Source organism: Candidatus Pelagibacter sp., from assembly GCF_052049935.1.
Lineage (GTDB): Bacteria > Pseudomonadota > Alphaproteobacteria > Pelagibacterales > Pelagibacteraceae > Pelagibacter.
Genome location: NZ_JBNGZA010000020.1, coordinates 24,179 through 44,672 on the forward strand (window position 1 = coordinate 24,179; position 20,494 = coordinate 44,672).

22 protein-coding genes, 1 pseudogene and 1 riboswitch are annotated in these 20,494 nt (G+C 29.5%); of the genes and pseudogenes, 19 read left to right on the top strand and 4 right to left on the bottom strand.

From position 1 onward, the window contains the following. Positions 1-96: 96 nt before the first annotated feature. The 6 genes and pseudogenes from ACTT90_RS07095 to alaS all read left to right on the top strand — a co-directional run bounded on the left by ACTT90_RS07095 (position 97) and on the right by alaS (position 6,928). Positions 97-294, top strand: a complete 198-nt coding sequence (locus tag ACTT90_RS07095; protein ID WP_440937529.1) for a hypothetical protein — start codon at positions 97-99, stop codon at positions 292-294. A 10-nt stretch (positions 295-304) separates the two neighbouring features. Then, positions 305-670 carry a GFA family protein gene (locus tag ACTT90_RS07100; protein WP_440937530.1) on the top strand — a complete coding sequence of 122 codons (366 nt, stop codon included), beginning with the start codon at positions 305-307 and terminating at the stop codon, positions 668-670. A 3-nt stretch (positions 671-673) separates the two neighbouring features. Continuing rightward, positions 674-1,603, top strand: coding sequence for a uridine kinase (locus tag ACTT90_RS07105; RefSeq protein WP_440937531.1), 930 nt, complete (start codon positions 674-676; stop codon positions 1,601-1,603). Continuing rightward, positions 1,600-2,895: pseudogene (locus tag ACTT90_RS07110) on the top strand (TolC family protein). The gene ACTT90_RS07105 and the pseudogene ACTT90_RS07110 overlap by 4 nt, the downstream one beginning before the upstream one ends. Positions 2,896-3,002: 107 nt before the next feature. Next, a complete protein-coding gene (recA, locus tag ACTT90_RS07115; protein WP_440937533.1) occupies positions 3,003-4,160 on the top strand; it encodes a recombinase RecA in 1,158 nt (385 codons plus the stop codon). Between the two features lie 101 nt (positions 4,161-4,261). Continuing rightward, on the top strand, positions 4,262-6,928 hold the full coding sequence (alaS, locus tag ACTT90_RS07120; protein WP_440937534.1) for an alanine--tRNA ligase: 2,667 nt from the start codon (positions 4,262-4,264) through the stop codon (positions 6,926-6,928). On the opposite strand, the gene ACTT90_RS07125 is transcribed toward alaS, so the two are convergent. Beyond that, positions 6,920-8,134 carry an NADP-dependent isocitrate dehydrogenase gene (locus ACTT90_RS07125; protein WP_440937535.1) on the bottom strand — a complete coding sequence of 405 codons (1,215 nt, stop codon included), beginning with the start codon at positions 8,132-8,134 and terminating at the stop codon, positions 6,920-6,922. The genes alaS and ACTT90_RS07125 overlap by 9 nt on opposite strands. Positions 8,135-8,207: 73 nt before the next feature. Here ACTT90_RS07125 and ACTT90_RS07130 point away from each other — a divergent pair, with 73 nt between their 5' ends. From ACTT90_RS07130 to panB, 10 genes are read left to right on the top strand one after another with little or no spacing between them, the layout of a single operon-like run. After that, positions 8,208-8,855 carry a phosphatidylserine decarboxylase gene (locus ACTT90_RS07130; protein WP_440937536.1) on the top strand — a complete coding sequence of 216 codons (648 nt, stop codon included), beginning with the start codon at positions 8,208-8,210 and terminating at the stop codon, positions 8,853-8,855. A 3-nt stretch (positions 8,856-8,858) separates the two neighbouring features. Further along, complete coding sequence (pssA, locus tag ACTT90_RS07135) at positions 8,859-9,668, top strand: CDP-diacylglycerol--serine O-phosphatidyltransferase (protein WP_440938054.1); 810 nt, start codon at positions 8,859-8,861, stop codon at positions 9,666-9,668. After that, complete coding sequence (locus ACTT90_RS07140) at positions 9,669-10,580, top strand: glycosyltransferase (RefSeq protein WP_440937538.1); 912 nt, start codon at positions 9,669-9,671, stop codon at positions 10,578-10,580. Next, positions 10,581-11,192: an RlmE family RNA methyltransferase gene (locus ACTT90_RS07145; RefSeq protein WP_440937539.1), complete on the top strand. Its 612-nt coding sequence runs from the start codon at positions 10,581-10,583 to the stop codon at positions 11,190-11,192. Between the two features lie 37 nt (positions 11,193-11,229). Then, positions 11,230-12,303 (top strand): IMP dehydrogenase, encoded by a 1,074-nt coding sequence (guaB, locus tag ACTT90_RS07150; protein WP_440938055.1) that lies wholly within the window; start codon positions 11,230-11,232, stop codon positions 12,301-12,303. Next, positions 12,303-12,740 carry a tetratricopeptide repeat protein gene (locus ACTT90_RS07155; RefSeq protein WP_440937541.1) on the top strand — a complete coding sequence of 146 codons (438 nt, stop codon included), beginning with the start codon at positions 12,303-12,305 and terminating at the stop codon, positions 12,738-12,740. The genes guaB and ACTT90_RS07155 overlap by 1 nt, the downstream gene beginning before the upstream one ends. Continuing rightward, positions 12,730-14,292, top strand: a complete 1,563-nt coding sequence (gene guaA, locus ACTT90_RS07160) for a glutamine-hydrolyzing GMP synthase (protein WP_440937542.1) — start codon at positions 12,730-12,732, stop codon at positions 14,290-14,292. The genes ACTT90_RS07155 and guaA overlap by 11 nt, the downstream gene beginning before the upstream one ends. A gap of 22 nt (positions 14,293-14,314) precedes the next feature. Further along, positions 14,315-14,734: a VOC family protein gene (locus ACTT90_RS07165; RefSeq protein WP_440937543.1), complete on the top strand. Its 420-nt coding sequence runs from the start codon at positions 14,315-14,317 to the stop codon at positions 14,732-14,734. A 26-nt stretch (positions 14,735-14,760) separates the two neighbouring features. Continuing rightward, on the top strand, positions 14,761-15,165 hold the full coding sequence (locus ACTT90_RS07170) for a hypothetical protein (RefSeq protein WP_440937544.1): 405 nt from the start codon (positions 14,761-14,763) through the stop codon (positions 15,163-15,165). Further along, complete coding sequence (gene panB, locus ACTT90_RS07175; RefSeq protein WP_440938056.1) at positions 15,152-15,928, top strand: 3-methyl-2-oxobutanoate hydroxymethyltransferase; 777 nt, start codon at positions 15,152-15,154, stop codon at positions 15,926-15,928. Before ACTT90_RS07170 ends, panB begins: the two co-directional genes overlap by 14 nt. On the opposite strand, the gene ACTT90_RS07180 is transcribed toward panB, so the two are convergent. The 3 genes from ACTT90_RS07180 to ACTT90_RS07190 all read right to left on the bottom strand — a co-directional run bounded on the left by ACTT90_RS07180 (position 15,925) and on the right by ACTT90_RS07190 (position 17,834). After that, complete coding sequence (locus tag ACTT90_RS07180) at positions 15,925-16,506, bottom strand: YjbE family putative metal transport protein (protein ID WP_440937546.1); 582 nt, start codon at positions 16,504-16,506, stop codon at positions 15,925-15,927. The genes panB and ACTT90_RS07180 overlap by 4 nt on opposite strands. Positions 16,507-16,575: 69 nt before the next feature. Further along, the gene (locus ACTT90_RS07185; protein WP_440937547.1) at positions 16,576-17,061 is read right to left on the bottom strand and encodes a tetratricopeptide repeat protein; all 486 of its coding nucleotides are present in this window, start codon (positions 17,059-17,061) and stop codon (positions 16,576-16,578) included. Then, positions 17,061-17,834 carry a 5-oxoprolinase subunit PxpA gene (locus tag ACTT90_RS07190; RefSeq protein ID WP_440937548.1) on the bottom strand — a complete coding sequence of 258 codons (774 nt, stop codon included), beginning with the start codon at positions 17,832-17,834 and terminating at the stop codon, positions 17,061-17,063. Before ACTT90_RS07190 ends, ACTT90_RS07185 begins: the two co-directional genes overlap by 1 nt. 24 nt (positions 17,835-17,858) lie before the next feature. On the opposite strand from ACTT90_RS07190, the gene ACTT90_RS07195 reads away from it, so the two are divergent. The 3 genes from ACTT90_RS07195 to ACTT90_RS07205 are packed head-to-tail and all read left to right on the top strand — an operon-like array spanning position 17,859 to position 20,345. After that, positions 17,859-18,530, top strand: a complete 672-nt coding sequence (locus ACTT90_RS07195; protein ID WP_440937549.1) for a 5-oxoprolinase subunit B family protein — start codon at positions 17,859-17,861, stop codon at positions 18,528-18,530. Then, positions 18,527-19,477, top strand: a complete 951-nt coding sequence (locus ACTT90_RS07200; protein WP_440937550.1) for a biotin-dependent carboxyltransferase family protein — start codon at positions 18,527-18,529, stop codon at positions 19,475-19,477. Before ACTT90_RS07195 ends, ACTT90_RS07200 begins: the two co-directional genes overlap by 4 nt. Then, on the top strand, positions 19,464-20,345 hold the full coding sequence (locus ACTT90_RS07205) for a DMT family transporter (protein WP_440937551.1): 882 nt from the start codon (positions 19,464-19,466) through the stop codon (positions 20,343-20,345). The genes ACTT90_RS07200 and ACTT90_RS07205 overlap by 14 nt, the downstream gene beginning before the upstream one ends. A 22-nt stretch (positions 20,346-20,367) precedes the next feature. Then, positions 20,368-20,456: riboswitch (glycine riboswitch) on the top strand. Positions 20,457-20,494: the final 38 nt, after the last annotated feature.

Genomic DNA, 20,494 nt, shown 5'->3' on the forward strand with positions numbered 1-20,494 from the left:
CAAAAGTGAATCAAAACGTGAACATCCAAAACAACATTTAGTGGACATGTGGATAACTTTTACAATAAGTAGTCAGTTAGAAACCAAAGGAAAACTATGATTTGTATAAAAGCAGATATTCCAAGAGAGCTAAATGAAATAGATGATGAATTAAAAGCAATTTATCATAGCAAAGATACTGTTTGTTTTTTTATATTAAAAACAAGAGAGTTAAGAAATAAATTTATAGAAGAAACAAAAAGAATGAATAAAAGTGAGAGAGAAAAAATTTACGAACAATACAATAACCAATAGGAATTAATTTATGAAAAAATTAACATGTCACTGTGGAGCAGTTGAAGCAGAAATAAATATAACTGGAGATTTAGAGAAAGTTGTTAAGTGTAACTGTTCTATTTGCAAAAGAAAAGGTGCAGTGATGTCTATGGTTAAAAATGAAGATTTTAAAATTACAAAGGGTGAAGACAAATTAAAACTTTATCAATTCCACAGTAAAATCGCTAAACATTACTTTTGTTCTGTTTGTGGAATTTATACACATCATAATCCTAGAAGTAATCCAGCAATGACTGGTTTTAATGTTGGTTGCGTAGATGAAATAGACACTTTTAAGATGAATGATATAGCAGTTTTAGATGGAAATAATCATCCGCTAGATCAAAAAAAATAATCTATGAAAATTACTGATGAGTGTTTTGGTAAGGTAAAAAAAGATTGTTTTAAATTTATTAAAGCACAAGAAACATCAACTGAAAAATTTAAGGGTAAAGAAAAGATGTTAAAGTCTTTTTTAATACCTTTATGTGATTGGATTGCAAAAAAAGCAGATAAAAAAAAACCATATTTTGTGGGATTAGCAGGAGGTCAAGGAACAGGCAAAACAACAATCAGTTCTCTAATTTCAATTATATTAAAGAAATATTTTAAAAAAAATGTATTTAGAGTTTCAATTGATGACTTCTATAAAACAAGAAAAGATAGATCAAAACTATCAAAATCTATTCATTCAATGTTAATGACAAGAGGTGTGCCTGGCACACATGATTTAAAACTTATGCAAACCTTTTTTAAAAACGTAAAACAAAAGAGTTTTAAGTCTATTAAAGTTCCAAAATTTGATAAATCTATTGATGATCGTTTTCCAAAAAAAAATTGGTATAATTTAAATAAAAAACCTGACATTATAATTTTTGAAGGTTGGTGTGTTGGAGCTAGATCAGAGACAAATAAAACTTTAAAAAAATCAATCAATTCTCTTGAAAAGACTAAAGATGCAAACTTAATTTGGAGAAAATATGTTAATCAGCAACTTAAAACTAAATATAGAAAATTATATTCCCAATTAAATTGTTTAGTTTATTTAAAAGCAAAAGATTTTTTATTATTACAAAAATGGAGATTAAAACAAGAACACAAGTTATGGTTAACAACAAAAAATAAATCTAATAATAAAATAATGAGCAAAGGTGATGTAATAAATTTTATGCAAACTTATCAAAGGATAACTGAAAACATGTTTAAGAACGCTCCAAAATATGCTTCAATTATAATGAATTTAAATAGTAACCATATTATCAATACTGCAGTATATAAAGACAAATGAAAAAAATTTTAACATTTACTATTGCGTTATTATTCTTTTGCGGAAATGTTTATGCAGAAAGCTTTACATCTGCACTAAAAAAAGCATATAAAAATAATTCTGAATTAAATGCAGAAAGAGAAAATACAAATGTCTCTGAGGAAGAGTTAAAAGTATCAAGAAGTGATTACCTACCATCTGTAACGCTAAGTGGAAGTAAAAGTCAGCAAGAAACAAATAAACTTACAAACCAATCTGGTGGAAATGCAACAATTAATGATGTGGATCCAACTACTAAATCATTAACAGTAACACAAACTCTAATTGATTTTGGTAGAGGTGCTGAATATGAAAAGAAAACCATTGGTATAGATCTTGCAAAAGCAAAACTTTTGAAAAAAGAGCAAGATATTCTCTTTAAATCTGTTGAAGCATATACTGGATTGATTGTAGCAAATGAAAAACTAAACATTAATAGAGACAATGTTAATTTATTAGAAAGACAAGTTGAGTCAGATCAAATTAAACTTGAAAGGGGACAATCTACACTTTCAGATGTTGCTCAATCTGAATCTTCATTAGCAGGCGCTCAAGCTAAGTTAATACAAGCTGAAAATGATTTATTAACTAGTAAGTTAAATTATGAGAATGTAATTGGCCCATTATCTGACTCAAAATCATTAGAAAAAAAATCGATTTTTGATGTAAATCTTCCAATTGATCTAAATTCAGCAATCAATAAATCTTTAATTAATAATCCGGATCTAATTATAGCTCAGTTAGAATACGAGCAGTCAAAAAAAGATACTTTTTCAGCAAAATCAGACTTAGCACCTTCAGCAACCTTATCTTTGGACAGAACTTATATTGAAGATTTAAGCTCTACTTATGATGAAAGAGAGAGAGACACTGTTACAGCTACAGTCACATGGCCATTTTTTTCAGGAGGAAAAAATCTTGCTTCAATTAGAAAAAATCAAAGTTTATAGTTTAGAAAAAAATTATTATTAGATGATATGATAAAAAAAAATGAAACTTCAGTTTCAAGTGCATGGTCCTCATATCAGTCTAACAAAAGTTTATTAAATTCTGTTCAATCACAAGTACGAGCTGCTGAAATAGCTAATGAGGGAATTGTTGCAGAATATAACAGTGGTTCTGGAAGAACGACTTTAGATGTTATTCAATCCAACGCTCTTCTCTTAAATGCCCAAATTTCTTTAGCTGATTCTGAAAGAAATTATATCCTTTCCCAATTCAATTTACTTAAGAGTATTGGTTTATTGAATAGTGATTACTTAAAAATCAAATAATTTGGGCTTTTTTGGATAATAGAACATTCTCTATTGCTAATGAGAACAAAATGTGTACATTTAAATCATGATTCGACTGTTAAAAAACGTAAAAAAAGAGGCAAAAAATGACTAAAAGTAATTTAAAGGTAGTGAAATCTACTAAAGATCAAGAAATGGATTTAAAAGAAAAAAATAAGGCGTTAGACGCTGCTATCAGTCAAATAACTGATAATTTTGGTAAAGGCTCAGTAATGAAGCTTGGAGAGAAAAGAGCTATGGATGTTGAGTCTGTATCTACAGGTTCTCTAAGTTTAGACTTAGCTCTAGGAATAGGTGGTTTACCAAAGGGAAGAATTATTGAAGTATATGGACCTGAATCATCAGGAAAAACAACTTTAGCATTACAAGTTGTTGCTGAAGCTCAAAAATCAGGTGGAATTTGTGCATTCGTTGATGCAGAACATGCTTTAGACCCAGTTTACGCTAAAAAATTAGGTGTAAATACTGAAGAATTATTAATTTCTCAGCCAGATACTGGTGAGCAAGCTTTAGAAATCGCTGATACACTAGTAAAATCAGGCTCAATTTCAGTTATAGTTATTGACTCTGTTGCAGCTTTAACTCCTAAAGCTGAGATCGAAGGTGAGATGGGAGATCACCATGTTGGTCTTCAATCAAGATTAATGAGTCAGGCTTTAAGAAAATTAACTGGTTCAATTTCAAACACAAATACAATGATGATTTTCATTAACCAAATCAGAATGAAAATTGGAGTTATGTTTGGAAGCCCAGAAACTACATCAGGTGGTAACGCTCTTAAGTTTTATTCATCTGTAAGAATGGATATTAGAAGAATTGGTGCTATCAAAGACAAAGATGAAATTATTGGCAATACAACAAGAGTAAAAGTTGTTAAAAACAAAGTTGCACCACCATTCAAAGTTGTTGAATTTGATCTTATGTACGGAAGAGGAATTAGCAAAATGGGTGAGCTAGTAGACTTAGGTGCTAAGGCAGATATTATTGAAAAATCAGGTGCTTGGTATGCATATAAAGGTGAGAAAATTGGACAAGGAAGAGAAAATGCTAAAACTTTCTTAGCACAAAATCCTAAAATTGCTGCTGAGGTAGAACTGGCTATTAGAGAAAAAGCTGGTGTGATTTCTAAAAAAATTGAAGGAAATCCATTAGATCCTGAAAAAGTAGAAAAAGAGAAAAAAGGTACTACTGCTAAAGAGACAAAAGAAATAGCAGCAGAACCAGCATCTACTAAAAAAAATTAATTTATAGGTCATCTTTTAATTATAAAGGCGCTTAGAAATAAGCGCCTTTTTCCCATTTTAACCAATCTAGACATAAAATAAAAAAGCTGTATTTTAAAAATATGGCTAATAAAACACTAAATCAGATTAGAACAACATTCTTGGAATATTTCGAGAAGAATGATCATAGAATAGTTGAGTCTAGTAATTTAGTACCCAATAATGATCCAACACTGATGTTTGCAAACTCAGGAATGGTTCAATTCAAGAATGTTTTTACTGGCTTAGAGAAAAGAGATTATAAAAGAGCAACAACCTCACAAAAATGTGTAAGAGCGGGTGGTAAACATAACGATTTAGAAAATGTTGGTTACACACCTAGGCACCACACATTTTTTGAAATGTTAGGCAACTTTTCATTTGGAGATTATTTTAAAGAACAAGCTATTCATTATGCATGGAATTTAATTACTAAAGATTTTGGAATTGATAAGAATAGACTTTATGTAACTGTTTTTCATGAAGATAATGAAGCATTTAATTTTTGGAAAAAAATTGCAGGCTTTAGTGATGATAGAATAATCAGAATTACAACATCAGATAATTTTTGGTCGATGGGTGATACTGGTCCATGTGGTCCTTGTTCTGAAATATTTTATGATCATGGTGATCATTTAAATGGTGGTCTACCAGGAACACCAGATGAAGATGGAGATAGGTTTATAGAAATTTGGAACTTGGTTTTCATGCAATACGAACAGATTTCAAAAGATAAAAGAATTAATTTACCAAAGCCTTCAGTTGATACTGGAATGGGACTTGAAAGAATTGCAGCCCTTCTTCAAGGAACGCATGACAATTATGAAACGGATCACTTTAAAAAATTGATAGCAGCAACAGAAAATGAAGTTAACAAAAAATCTAGTAAAGAAAATCTTTCTAGTTTTAGGGTTATAGCTGATCATTTAAGAGCAAGTTCATTTTTAGTAGCTGAAGGAGTACTACCTTCAAATGAAGGAAGAGGATATGTTCTTAGAAGAATAATGAGAAGAGGAATGAGACACTCTCATATGCTGGGATCTAAACAAGCTGTTTTCTCAAAATTGTTTGAAACTTTATTACAAGAAATGTCTGGAAATTATCCCGAATTGAAAAGAGCAGAGTCTTTAATAAAAGAAACACTTAAAATGGAAGAAGAGAAGTTTTTAGTTTTACTCGACAGAGGTATCAAGATACTTAATGAGGAAATTTCAAAAATTGACAAGGTCTTACCAGGTGATGTGGCTTTTAAATTATATGAAACCTATGGTTTTCCAATTGACTTAACTGAAGATATTTTAAAATCCAAATCACTTAAATTTGACAAAGAGAGATTTGGTGAACTGATGCGAGAAAGTATTGCTCTTGCAAGAAAAAATTGGAAAGGATCTGGTGATAGTGCTGTTGAACAAGTTTGGTATGGAATTAAGGAAAAACATGGTGCAACTGAATTTATAGGATATGAAAATGATCAAGCACAAGGTGTTGTTAAAAGTTTATTAAAGAGTTCAAAAGAAGTTACTGTTTTAAGTGAAGGCGATGAAGGTATGATTATTGTTAATCAAACACCTTTTTATGGAGAGTCAGGTGGACAAGTTGGTGACACTGGTATGATTTCTAACGAGAACTTTAGATTTGAAGTAACTGATGTTCAAAAAAAACTAGGAGACTTATTTGTACATTATGGCAAAGTTTTATCTGGTTCTGTTAAAGTAGATGAGAATATTGAGATGAATATTGATATTGAGAGAAGAAATAATACTAGAGCTTATCACTCTGCAACACACTTATTACATGAATCTCTTAGAAGAGTTTTAGGCGAGCATGTAACTCAAAAAGGTTCTTTAGTAGAACCCGATAGATTAAGGTTTGATTTTAGTCACATGAAACCAATAAGCTCTGAGGAAATTACAAAAATAGAAACATTTGTTAATGAAATGGTTCAAAATAAATCAGAAGTGAAGACAAGAATTATGTCACCGAAAGAAGCAGTAGACGAAGGAGCTTTAGCACTCTTTGGTGAAAAATATGGTGATGAAGTTAGAGTTTTATCAATGGGAGATGAAAAGAATAAATATTTTTCTACAGAATTGTGTGGAGGAACACATGTTCGTAATACAGGAGATATTGGTAAATTCAAGATTATTAGCCAATCATCAATAGCAGCAGGCGTAAGAAGAGTTGAGGCTTTAAGAGATAAACAATTAGAAAATTATTTAAAAAACCAAGAAAAATTATCTAATGAATCATCTGAAAAAAATGAAAAGATAATTAAAGAACTCTCAGAACAGATTATAAAACTTGGTGGCAAGCCAAATATTGATCAAGATGATCAAAAAATTTTAATTAAGAATTTAAACAAACAATTAGAAACACTCTCTAATAAATCAATTTTAACTGATACAAGTAAAAATGTAATTAAAGATGAAACAATTAATGGAGTGAAGGTTAGGTTTCAAAAGATTGAAGATTTACCTCCAAAAGAATTAAGAAAGTTAGCTGACGATGGTAAAAAAGATCTTAAAGATGGAATTGTGTTAGTATTTGCAGTTAAAGATGGAAAGGTTGGTGTTGCAGTTGGTGTAACAGAGTCGTTAACTTCAAAATATGATGCAGTTGCTTTTGTAAAAGCATGCTCAGAGATTATTGATGGAAAAGGTGGTGGTGGTAGAAAAGATTTTGCTCAAGCTGGTGGACAAGATCCAAATAAAATAGATGAAGCTTTTGAGAAAATTAAAAATTTAATTTAGTTTTTTCTTTAAACCAGAATCAATTGCATCTAAGAACTGATTAGTTGTAAGATATTTGCTTGAAGGACCAATTAATATTGCAAGGTCTTTAGTCATTTCTCCATTTTCAACACACTCAACACAAACCTCTTCCAAACTATTGGCAAATTTTATTAACTCATCATTATTATCTAATTTTCCTCTATGAGCCAAACCTCTAGTCCAGGCAAAAATTGATGCTATAGGATTTGTAGAAGTTTCTTTACCTTGTTGATGCATTCTGTAATGTCTTGTTACTGTTCCATGAGCTGCTTCAGCTTCCATAACTTTACCATCTGGTGTTAATAAAGTACTAGTCATTAATCCTAAAGATCCATAACCTTGTGCCATAGTATCTGATTGCACGTCACCATCATAGTTTTTACATGCCCAAATATATTTTCCACTCCACTTCATTGCACAAGCAACCATGTCATCAATTAATCTATGTTCATAGGTTAATTTGTATTTTTCAAACTCTGATTTAAACTCATTATCAAATACTTCTTGGAATATGTCTTTAAATCTTCCGTCATATCTTTTTAAAATCGTGTTTTTAGTAGACATGTAAACTGGCCACTTTTTAATTAGTCCATAGCTAAAACATGATCTCGCAAAGTCTTCGATTGATTTATCTAAATTATACATTGAAAGGGCAACACCTGGACCTGTAAAGTTGAATACCTCATACTTTAATTCTTGTGACCCATCCTCAGATGTCCATTTAACTTCCATTTTGCCTTTACCTGGAACTTTAAAATCAGTGGCACGATATTGATCTCCGAATGCATGTCTTCCGATAATTACTGGATCAGTCCAAGAGGGAACAAGTTTTGGAATATTTTTACAAATTATTGGTTCTCTAAATACTGTTCCACCAATTATATTTCTTATAGTTCCATTTGGAGATCTCCACATTTTTTTTAAGGCAAATTCTTCAACTCTAGCTTCATCAGGAGTAATTGTTGCACATTTAATTCCTACTCCAATTTTTTTAATTGCATTAGCTGAGTCTATTGTAATTTGATCATCCGTATGATCTCTACTTTTCATACCTAAATCATAGTATTCAATCCCTAAATCTAGATATGGAAGTATCAGCTTGTTTTTAATAAATTCCCAGATAATTCTGGTCATTTCATCGCCGTCTAGCTCTACAACTGGATTTTTTACTTTGATTTTGCTCATTAATTTTTAATCTTATCAATTGAATTTCACGGTTTTATATACATATTAATCAAAAATTATCAATTAGAAGAAAATGTTTAGTAAAATATTTCCAAAAATTCATACAGAAGGATATAGATTTTTAATCATATCAGGTGTTGCGACACTTGTATTCTATGCCTTAAGTACTTTTTTAGGATTACTAGGATTAGTAATTACAATTTGGGTTTATTATTTTTTTAGAGATCCAGATAGAACTTCAATTAATGATGATAATTATCTGGTAAGCCCCGCAGATGGTGAAATTATAAAAGTAGAAGAAGTTGATGGACCTAAAGAGTTAGGTCTAGAAGATAGAAAATTTAAAAAGATAAGCATATTCATGAATGTTTTTGATTGTCATGTAAACAGAACTCCATGTAGCGGTAAAATAGATGAAATTTTATATAAGCCTGGAAAATTCTTAAATGCATCACTCGATAAGGCTAGCGAAGATAATGAGAGAAACTATTATAAAATTAAAAATGTAGATGGCGAGGATATTGTTGTTGTTCAGATAGCCGGATTAATAGCTAGAAGAATTGTTTGTGAGTCTTCAAAAGATCAAGAATTGAAACAAGGTGAAAGAATTGGAATGATTAGATTTGGAAGTAGAGCAGATGTTTACTATGAAAATTACGAGCCACTTGTAAAAATTGGACAAACAGCTGTTGCAGGTGAAACTTTACTTGCAAAAAAATAGTTTATGGAAAAGCCAAAAAATAATTTAAAAATTGTTGCAGATCACAGAACAAGAGTAATTTTGCCTAACATGCTAACACTAATAGGTGTATGTATTGGCCTTACTTCAATAAGGTTTGCTTTAGATGGAAAATTTGAGTTTGCAATTATTGCAATTTTGTTTGCCGCATTAATTGATGGCTTAGATGGAAGAATTGCTAGATTGATTAAGGGCACTTCAAAAGTTGGTAAAGAACTAGATTCTTTAACTGATATGATTAGCTTTGGAGTAGCGCCTGCATTTATTATGTATTTTTGGGTAATGAATAATCTTGGAAGATTAGGGTGGTTATTATGTTTAATTTATGTTGTATGTGTAGCTCTCAGACTCGCAAGGTTTAATGTTAATTCAAACCAAGAGCCATCATGGAAAGATAATTTTTTTGAAGGAGTACCTTCACCTGCCGGAGGCATATTGGTTATGACACCATTAATATTTAGTTTAAGTGGATTAGATAAATTTTATATTTTCTCTTTAAATTATAATATACTTTCAGTTGTTTTTTTCATTACAACTTCTATTTTATTAATTAGTAAATTTCCAACTTACTCATTTAAAAAAATTGTCATCAGGAGAAGAACAACAATATTTCTCTTATTTGGTATAATTTTATTTTTTGGATTATTATTGATTTATACTTTTGAAATTATAACAATTAGTTCAATTATATATCTAATGCTTCTACCTATAAGTTTCTTTCATTTTCAAAAACTCAAAAAACATCAAAAAGAAATTGAGAAAGATGAAAATGAAGACCTTGAAGATGTTCTTTAAATGAAGAAAAATGTCATTGTTTCGTTAGCTGATTCAAATTATTTTGAATTAATAGAAGAATTAGTTGACTCGATAAAGAGATTCAAAGAAAGCAGTGAAGTTGCAATTTGTATTTTAGATGCAGGATTAACAGATATTCAGATAGAAAAGTTATCAAAAAAAGTTGACGAAATAAAACCAGCAGCATGGGATATAGAAGTACCCGAATTTAAAGTTAAAGGAAAAGAATGGTTAAAAAGCCAAGTATCAAGAGCTTTTTTACCAAATTATTTTCCTAATTATAAAAAATATCTTTGGATTGATGGCGATGCATGGGTAAACGATTGGAATACTGTAGAGTTATTAATTAAAGCTTGTGATAATGGAAAGCTTGGCATTACTCAAACAGTAGGACCTGGTTACAAGATAACATCAAGAGTAGATTGGTTATTTGGAAAATTAGCAATAATTAAATCACAAAATTTTAAACACGCAATTAAATCAAAAATAGGAATGGAAAAAGCTAGAAAATTAGCATTTGCACCACATATTAATATCGGTGTTTTTTCTTTAGAAAAAAATTCACCAGGTTGGAAAATTTGGCAGAAAAATTTAGAAACAACACTTAAAGCTGGAAATATTTTTGGATCTGAACAGTTAGCAATAAATATGTCAGTTTATATTGATGATTTAGAAACTGAATTTTTGCCACTCAAATGTAATTGGCTAACTAGTAATTTACTTCCAAAATTTGATGAAAAAAACCAAACATTTGTAGAACCTTATTTGCCCAACTATAAAATAGGAATTATGCATTTAGCAGCCGGAATTTGGCAAGATGGAAAAGATATGAGAAATAATAAAGATATCAAAATAGAGATTGATACTTTAGAAAACAAAAAAATTATTAAAAGCCTTAGATACACAAGTTAATTGAAAAAAAATAAGATTTCAAAAAATTGGGTAAACAAACAACGAAGAGATATTTACGTTAGACAATCAAAAATTGATGGTTATAGAGCACGATCTGCTTACAAGTTAATGGAGATTGATGAAAAGTTTTCTATTTTTAAAGGTGGCCTCTCAGTTGTTGATATTGGAGCAGCACCAGGGAGTTGGTCTCAATATGCAGAAAAAAAGATTAAAAACGGAAAATTAATTTCTATAGATTTAAAAGAAATGGAACCTTTGGGAAAGAGCTTACAAATACAGGGAGATTTCACTGAAGATAAAATAAAAGATGAAATTTTAAAATCTGCAGAAGATAAAGTTAATATTGTTATGTCTGATATGGCTGTGAATACAACTGGAATTAAGAATATAGACGCAATTCAAACTGGTGAATTATGTATGGAAGCTATGATTTTTTCTAAAGATGTTTTGCTACAAGAAGGGAGTTTTATTTCAAAAATATTTATGGGCGGTTCTTTTAATGAAATAGTTGCAAAAGGTAAGGAGATTTTTAAAGAGGTTAAGGTTTTTAAACCAAAATCTAGTAGAAAAGATTCTAAAGAGAGTTTTATTATTTGTAAAAAATTGAGATAGAGACTTTAAAAATAAAAGGAATCATATATAAATCGTTATGGATCCTATTAAAGAAGCTATTACCTTTGATGATGTAACTTTAGCACCAAATTATTCTGAGGTGCTTCCATCAGAGGTTGATACAAGCATTAAACTTTCAAAAAATTTAAGCTTAAAGATACCCATCCTTACCTCAGCAATGGACACTGTTACCGAAAGTAAAATGGCGATTGCTATAGCAAGAGTAGGTGGAATTGGAGTAATCCATAGAAATTTAGATATAAAAAAACAAATTAGTGAAATTCAAAAGGTAAAAAAACAAAAATTATTGGTAGGAGCTGCGGTAGGAGCAGGACCTAATGAACATAAAAGAGCTGAACAAATATTAAAAGAGGGTGTTGACTTAATTGTTGTTGATACTGCCCATGGACATACAAAGAAAGTGGGTGAGATAATTAAATTTATTAAAAAGAAAAAAACAAAAGTAACTTTATGTGCTGGAAATATTGCTACACCTGAAGCTGCAAAGTATTTATTAAACTTAGGAGTTGATATTATTAAAGTTGGAATTGGTCCAGGGTCTATTTGTACTACAAGATTAGTGGCTGGAATTGGTGTGCCTCAATTAAGCGCAATATTGGCTGTAAGAAATGGATTAAAAAATAAGAAAGCAATTATAATTTCAGATGGTGGAATTAAATATTCAGGCGATTTAGCTAAAGCTTTTGCAGCAGGAGCTGATGCAGTAATGATAGGTTCATTGTTTGCTGGAACTGATGAAACACCAGGGAAATTGATTATCAAGAATGGTAAAAAATTTAAGAGCTTTAGAGGAATGGGCTCAGTAGGTGCAATGAATAAAGGATCTGCAGATAGATATTTTCAAAAAAAACAAAAGGATGCTTCAAAATATGTTCCAGAAGGTGTTGAAGGATTTGTTAAATATAAAGGCAAAGTTGTAGATGTATTATATAAACTTGTTGGTGGACTTAAATCATCAATGGGTTATTTAGGAGCTAAACAAATAAAGAATTTAAGAGATAAACCTAGATTTGTTAAGATTACAAAAGCAGGATTTTATGAAAGTATGGTTCATAACGTTGATCAAATTAAAGATGATAGGAAATATTAATGTCAAAAATTATTAAAACTTTATCAGCAGTATTTACTTTATTAGCACTAGTTAGTTTTTCTTATGCAGATGAAAACTACTATGATCAAGCTATAAAAGAGTTTGATAAAAAAGAATATGATGAAGCAAGATTTTTGTTAGAGAGAAATATTGTATTCAACCCTAAGGATGCAAAATCTTATTTGTATTTAGCAAAAATTTTTAAAGAAAAAGAAAATAAGAAAGAAGAAGAAAAAAATCTTAATACCACATTATTATTAGATCCAAGTAACGAAGATGCTACACTTAGATTAATGGATATTGCTGTAGAAAATTCAAACTATTCAGAAGTAAAAGAGCTTTCAGAAAAATTTGTAAAAATTTGTAAAAGTTTATGTAAAGAAAATGAAAGAATTTTAGAGTCTCTAAAAGACTTAGAGCCGAAAAATGACTCTTAATCAAAACTTAGACAAAATTATCATCATAGATTTTGGCTCCCAATTTACTCAACTAATTGCAAGACGTATAAGAGAAGCCAACGTTTTTTGTGAAATCATAAGTCATAAAAAAATTTCAATAAATCAAGTAAACAAAAATGTAAGAGGGCTAATATTATCTGGTGGTCCATTAAATGTTTATCAAAATGACAAATTTTCATTTGATAAAAATTTATTAAAAAAAAATTTACCAGTGCTTGGAATTTGTTTTGGACATCAAATTTTATCAAAAAGCTTAGGAGGAAGAGTTAAACAATCAAAACATAGAGAGTTTGGCTTAGCAAATCTAATCAAAAACTCTAATAGTAAACTTTTAGATGGTTTTTTTGATAAGCAAAATAGATCTAGAGTTTGGATGAGCCATGCAGACCAAGTAACAAAAATTCCAAAATCATTTAAAATTATTGCTAAAAGCCAAAATTCAAAATTTGCAGCTGTTGAAGATAGTAAAAATAACTTTTATGGTGTTCAGTTTCATCCTGAGGTTACTCATACTCAAAATGGGAAAAAACTTATAAACAATTTCTTATTTAAAATTTGTAAAATTAAAAGAAACTGGAGTTCAAAAGATCAAAAATTAAGATTAATTAAAGAAATTAGAGATCAAGTTGGTAACGAAAAAGTTATTTGTGCATTATCAGGAGGTGTAGATAGTAGTGTGGTTGCACAGTTATTAAATAAAGCCATTGGAAAAAAGTTACATTGTATATTTGTGAATACTGGCCTTTTAAGAAAAAATGAAGAAACTCAAGTTGTCAAAACATTTAAAAGTAAACTTAAAATGAATTTAACATATGTTAATGCAGAAAAAGAATTTTTAGGAAAATTGAAAAATGTGACAGACCCTGAAAAAAAAAGAAAAATCATAGGAAATTTATTTATAAATATATTTGAAAGATATTCTAAAAAGATAAAAAATGTAAAATTTTTAGCTCAAGGAACTTTATATCCTGACTTAATAGAGAGCAAATCAGTTACAGGCAGTCAAACTTCAAAAATAAAATCACATCATAATGTTGGTGGACTTCCAAAAAAGATGAAACTTAAATTAGTAGAGCCCTTAAAATTTTTGTTTAAAGACGAAGTGAGAAAATTAGGTTTAGAGTTAAAACTAAGTAAAGAAATAATATCTAGACATCCATTTCCAGGACCAGGTTTAGCAATAAGAATGCCAGGAAACATTACACCGGAGAAAATAAAAATTCTAAAAGAAGCAGATGAAATTTTTATTGATGGTTTAAGAAGACACAATCTTTATGATAAAATTTGGCAAGCTTACGCAGCATTATTGCCAGTAAAGACTGTTGGAGTTATGGGTGATAATAGAACTTATGAATATTTGTGTTTATTAAGAGCAATTACTTCTCAAGATGGTATGACAGCTGATTATTATGATTTTAAAAAATCATTTATTCAAAAAATATCAAATAAAATAGTAAATAGTATTAGAGGAATAAATAGAGTTGTTTATGACGTAACATCTAAACCACCAAGCACTATTGAACTAGAGTAAAAAAATATTATAAAATCTTATTATGAAATATTTGCACACAATGATTAGGGTCTCTAACGTAGAGGAAACTTTAAAATTTTTTTGTGATGGTTTGGGATTAAAAGAAATTAATAGAATGGAAAACGAAAAAGGAAGATTTACTTTAGTTTTTTTGGCAGCTCCTAATGATGAAAATGCACAAATAGAATTGACTTACAATTGGGATGGCGATAATTTAGGAAATGGGTCAAGAAACTTTGGTCATTTAGCATATAGAGTAAAAAATATCTACGAAACCTGTCAAAAATTAATGGATATGGGATACACAATCAACAGACCCCCCAGGGATGGTCATATGGCTTTCGTACGTTCTCCCGACAATATATCAGTAGAACTTCTTCAAGAAGGAAATCTTGAACCTAAAGAACCATGGGTTTCAATGCAAAACATCGGTACGTGGTAGATGAAATTATTTTCTAATTTTTATTTATGTGGTTAGAAAAATTTAACAACGATAAGAAAGAAAAAATAAAAAAACTAACATTTAATTTTGCTGATATAAAAAAAGGTCAGAAGATGTTAATTTCTTCTCCTAAGTCAATTTCAAACTACATAAAAAAAATCCCCATAGGTAAAAAAAGAACGTTAATTCAAATGCGAGATGCACTAGCTAAAAGAGCAAAAGCGGATAAAACTTGTCCAGTTTCTACAGGTATTTTTCTTAGAATTGCCGTTGAGGCCTCTATTGAAGAACAAAAAAATCAAAAATTAAAAAAACCTAAACTTCCATTTTGGAGAATTATAGACGAAAATATGCCAATTTTTAAAAAGCTATCTATTTCAAAATCAATGTTAAATAAATATAAACGAAGTGAATTTAATGAAAAAAATTAAAAATTTACTAATAAAAAAAAATAAAACCAAGATAAGAAGTTTAACGGCTTATTCAAAAAATATTGCTCAAGAAATTGATAACTTTGTAGATATAATTTTAGTTGGAGACTCTCTTGGTTCAGTACTTTACGATTTTAATACGACAAGATCAGTAACTTTGGAAATGATGATAAATCATTCGAAAAGTGTAAGAAAAGGTATCACTAAAAGTTTAATGGTAGTTGATATGCCTTACAATACTTACAGAAATAAATCCGAAGCATTAAAAAACTGCAAAAAAGTAACGAAAGAAACAAAATGTGATGCAGTTAAACTAGAAGGTGGGAATAAAAAGATAGTTGAAATAATTAAACATCTAATCAAAAATAAGATACCTGTTATGGGTCATATTGGTCTATTACCGCAAAATGAAAAAGGTAAATTCACATTTAAAGGTAAATCTTCTAAAGAAAAATTAAGATTACTTAATGAAGCAAAAGTTTTAGAGAGAGCAGGTGTTTTTGCAATTGTTTTAGAATGTGTTGAAAAAAAATTATCAAAAGAAATTACAGATCAAATTAAAATTATAACAATTGGCATAGGTGCTTCTCAACATTGTGATGGGCAAATTTTAGTGACTGATGATCTAATTGGTTTAACGAATTCAAAAATTAAATTTGTAAAGGAATTTGGAAATGTAAGAAAGACAATTAGAGATGCTGTTAAAAAATATAAAACAGAAGTTAAATCCCTTAAATATCCATCTAAGAAATATTTATATTAAAAAAATCTCTCAAAATTTTCATTAACTGAAAGAATTTCAAGGTCAATCATACCACTTATTAATAATTGTATAGCTACTAGTAAAATTACAAAAAGACCCAAATAACCTATCCATTTGTATTTTTTAATTTTTTCAGCAAAAAATCTCGCAAGTGTTCCAACGAAAACAACAGATAAAAATAATCCAAAAATTAATAGATTAATATTATCTTTAGCAACACCAACAATTCCGATTACATTATCGAAACTTAAAGTGATATCTGCAAATAGAACTTTGTATACACTTTGAACATAAGATGGTTCTTTAGAAGCTTTAGTGGGTGATTTTATTCTTTTTGTACTAAATAAATCTGTTCTTAGATCATTTACAATCCAAATTAGAAGCAAGCCTCCAAAAATTTTTACAAACGCAAATCCAAATAGATAGGATGCAAAAAAAGCAAAAATAATCCTAAACAGTAGAGCACCGAATAGTCCCCACATTATTATTTGGTAACGATGTTTAGGAGCAAAGCTTGCTGCAATTATACCTATTATAATTGCATTGTCTGCGGCCATCACCAAATTGATGATAACCATTTGGCTTACGATGATAATTTGTTCTAACAATATAAAATTATTTTATAATATTTTTATAAATATTCAAATTTAGTATTTTGATTTTTTTGTGCCTTCAATTATTTCTTTTAGCTCTGAATATTCTTCACAGCTACATCCTTTTAAAATTTGAAGCCTTTCTTTAGCAAGATCCATTCTATTAGTTACAACATACAGTTCGCCAAGATATTCATTTATACCTATATGGTTAGGTTCAATAGCTAGACCTTGTAAATAGTATTTCTCTCCATTTTCAAAGTCACCTAACTTTCTTGTTGTGAAACCAAGATAATTTAATGTATCTGCATTGTTTGGTTTTTTATCATTTGATTTTAAAAGTAATTTTTGCGCTTGTTTATATTTTTTTTCAGCTTTGTCATTTTTGCCATCACTCTCATACTTTTTGGCAGATTTAATTAATTTTACTGCTTTTTTATAATCAGAAACTTTAGGCTGAGAGTCACTTGATGAACCTGCCGCAAATACAGTAGATGATGTTAATGTTAGAATAGTTAAGATTGAAAGTAACTTTTTCATTAAATAAATTTCTCCATTTTGTTTAAAGGTTTTAAATTGAGTTTATTTTCTAGCAAATTATCTCTTATTGATTTTGCAGTTGCTAATGAACTCTCATTATCTCCATGTATGCACACCGAGTCTATTTCACAAGGTATCTGCTTTCCACTGTGACAATTAATTGCCTGATTTTGAACCATACTTAACACGTGTTTTTTTGCTTTTTCTGGATCTGTTATTAAAGCATGAGGTTTTTTTCTAGAAACTAAATTGCCGTCATCTTCATAATTTCTGTCAGCAAATATTTCACAAGCAATTTTCATATTAAGGCTTTTTGCAGCCTTTTCCATTTTTGATCCTGTTGGAACCAAATAAATCAAATCTTTATCTATTTCATATATTACTTTAGCCAATATTGTTGCGAGCTCTATATCTTCACATGCCATGTTATTTAAAGCACCATGAGGCTTCATATGAGTTACATTTTCATTATTTTCTTGAGCAATTTTTTGCAGGATTTCATATTGATCTATAATCAATTTTCTAATTTCATTTTCTGATAAGTTCATCCGTTCTCTACCAAAATTATCTGGATCATTAAATGAAGGATGAGCGCCAATACTGACGCCTCTATTCTTAGATATTTTGATAACTTCTCTCATAGTTTCCTCATCACCAGCGTGATATCCACAAGCAACATTTGCTGAGTTTACTATTTTTAACAAAGCTGGATCATTTTTATTAGAATGAAGTTTAGACTTTTCTCCTAAATCACAATTTATATTAATTTCCATAACTGGTATAATTTATAACATCAAATGATTAAAAATATATTAAATCTTGGAGACTCAGCCGTCTATTGCGATTTTGGTCCTGAAGTAAATAAAGAGACCAACCGAAAAGTAATTAATTATTTTAAATTTTTAAAAGAAAAAAATATTGATGGAGTTTTAAACTTAACACCATCTTATAATAAATTAATAATTACTTTTGACCTAAACATAATTAGTTTTCAGAAACTTAAAGATTTTCTAATAACAATTAAAATTGATCAATCAAAGAATTCTGACGGCAAAAAATTAGAAGTTCCAATATGTTGTGATGAAGAATTTTCGTTAGATATCCAAAGATTGGAAAAGAAATTAAACTTAGATAGTCAAAAAATTCTACAACGAATATTTGAAAAAAAATATTTCTGTTACATGACTGGATTTATAGCTGGTATGCCTTTTTTTGGAGATTTAGATAGTGACATGAGATGTAATAGGTTGGAGACGCCAAGATTAAAGGTTCCAAAAGGATCAATTGGCATTACCGAACAGTTTGCAAATATTTATACGGAGGAAAGCCCAGGTGGGTGGAATATTATAGGGAAAACACCATTAGAAGTTTTCGATCGAAATAATCAAGAAAATCCAGTTTTAATTAATCCAGGTGATGTGATTCAATTTAAATTAATAACTAAAAAAGATTTTGATAACTATAGATGACTTTTAAAATTTTAAGACCAGGAACTCACACTACTATTCAAGATGACGGTAGAAATGGATTTTATCACCTAGGTATCACTGTTAGTGGCGCTATAGATAAAAAAAACTTTAAATTAGCTAATATAATTTTAAATAATAACGTTAACGAGCCATCTTTGGAGTTCGCTTTGCAAGGTCCATTATTAGAATTTGATGGATCAAAATTGTCCATTTGTATTACGGGAGAAGTAAATTTTGATATTATAAGACACAATGAAGAGATTGAAGAAGGCTATTGTTATAAGATTTATAATCTTAATAAAGGAGACAAAGTTGATATAAAATCTACAATCAATTCGCTTTATGGTTATCTTGCTATAAAAGATGGTTTTGATTTTAATAATATTTGGAAAAGTTGTTCAATCAATACTAAAGCCAAAATTGGACCTAATGAAGGAATGAAGTTTGACACAAATCAAATAATTCCCACAAAAAATAATTCTGCTGAAGTTAAGATAAAACAATTAAGATATAAAAATGAACGATCTACAGAAATAAGAGTTATTAAAGGAACAAATTTTAATTACTTTTCTAAAGGAGCTCAAAGTAATTTTTTTAATAAAAAATTTAAAATAACAAATATGGTTGATCGTATGGGTATTAGACTTGAGGGCAATAAGTTAGAAAATATTGTTAGTTCAAATATTAAATCAGAAGGACTTATAAAAGGTGTGATTCAAGTTCCTGGTGATGGAAACCCTATAATCATGTTAGCTGATCATGGTACAATTGGCGGATACCCTAAGATTGCAACAGTTATATCTGCAGATTTAGATAATTTATCACAACTGAAGCCAAATACTGAAATTAGATTTAAAGAAGTAAGTCTTGAAGAAGCTGAAAATTTATTTATGAGTTACACAAAAGAAATCAATAAATACTCAAAAATACTCAATGAATATAATTAAAAAACTTCCTGGTCCTTTATTAGTTTTTATGGGAGCCTGCAGTTTAAGTTTTGGAGGTTTAATTGTTAAATCATTTGAGGGAGCTACTTTGTGGCAAATATTATTTTGGAGAACTGTATTTTTTTTACTTATTATAAGTGTTTATCTTTTTATTACTTACAGATCTAAATTTTTAAAATCTTTTTACGATTCTGGAATACCAGGTTTTTTTGGTGGGTTTATTTTATCTTTTGGTTTTTGCGGATATGTATTTGCCATGTACAACACTACAGTAGCTAATGCTAATTTCATAATTCAAACACAAACAATTTTCCTTGCAATTTTCGGATATTTTTTTCTCAAAGAAAAAATTTCAGCAATAACACTAGCATCAATTATTTTGGCAATTTCAGGAATTTTATTAATGGTTGGAGGATCGTTGTCACCTGGTCAAATGACTGGCAATCTCGCAGCTTTTTTAATGCCAATATCTTTTGCTGTTTTGATATTAGTTGTAAGAAAGTATCCTAACGTAGACATGGTTCCTTCACAGTTTATTGCTGGCGTGTTTGCTTTAATCATTGGATATCTAATGTCAGGGAAAATATTAATATCTGGTCATGATATATTTTTAGGTTTTTTAGCTGGTTCTCTTCAATTAGGTTTAGGATTTATTTTTATTACAATCGGTGCACAACGAACACCATCAGCGATGGTAGGAATCATTATGTTAACTGAGGCAGTTTTAGGACCATTATGGGCTTGGATATTTATTGATGAACAACCACCAATGATTGTTTTATTTGGTGGATCAATTGTAATCTTTGCAGTTCTATTACAATTTTATTATTTATTTTCAGTTGAAAAAAAACAACTTAATACCAATTGACTTTTATTTCATAATAAGTGATTATTGTTCAACGGGAGAGACTACTTAATTTGTAGCGCCGAAGGAGCAACTGCCCAGGAATCTCTCAGGCAAAAGGACCGTTACGTATTAACTCTGGAAAGAGATTAAATTCTCGCCGAAGGAGCAAA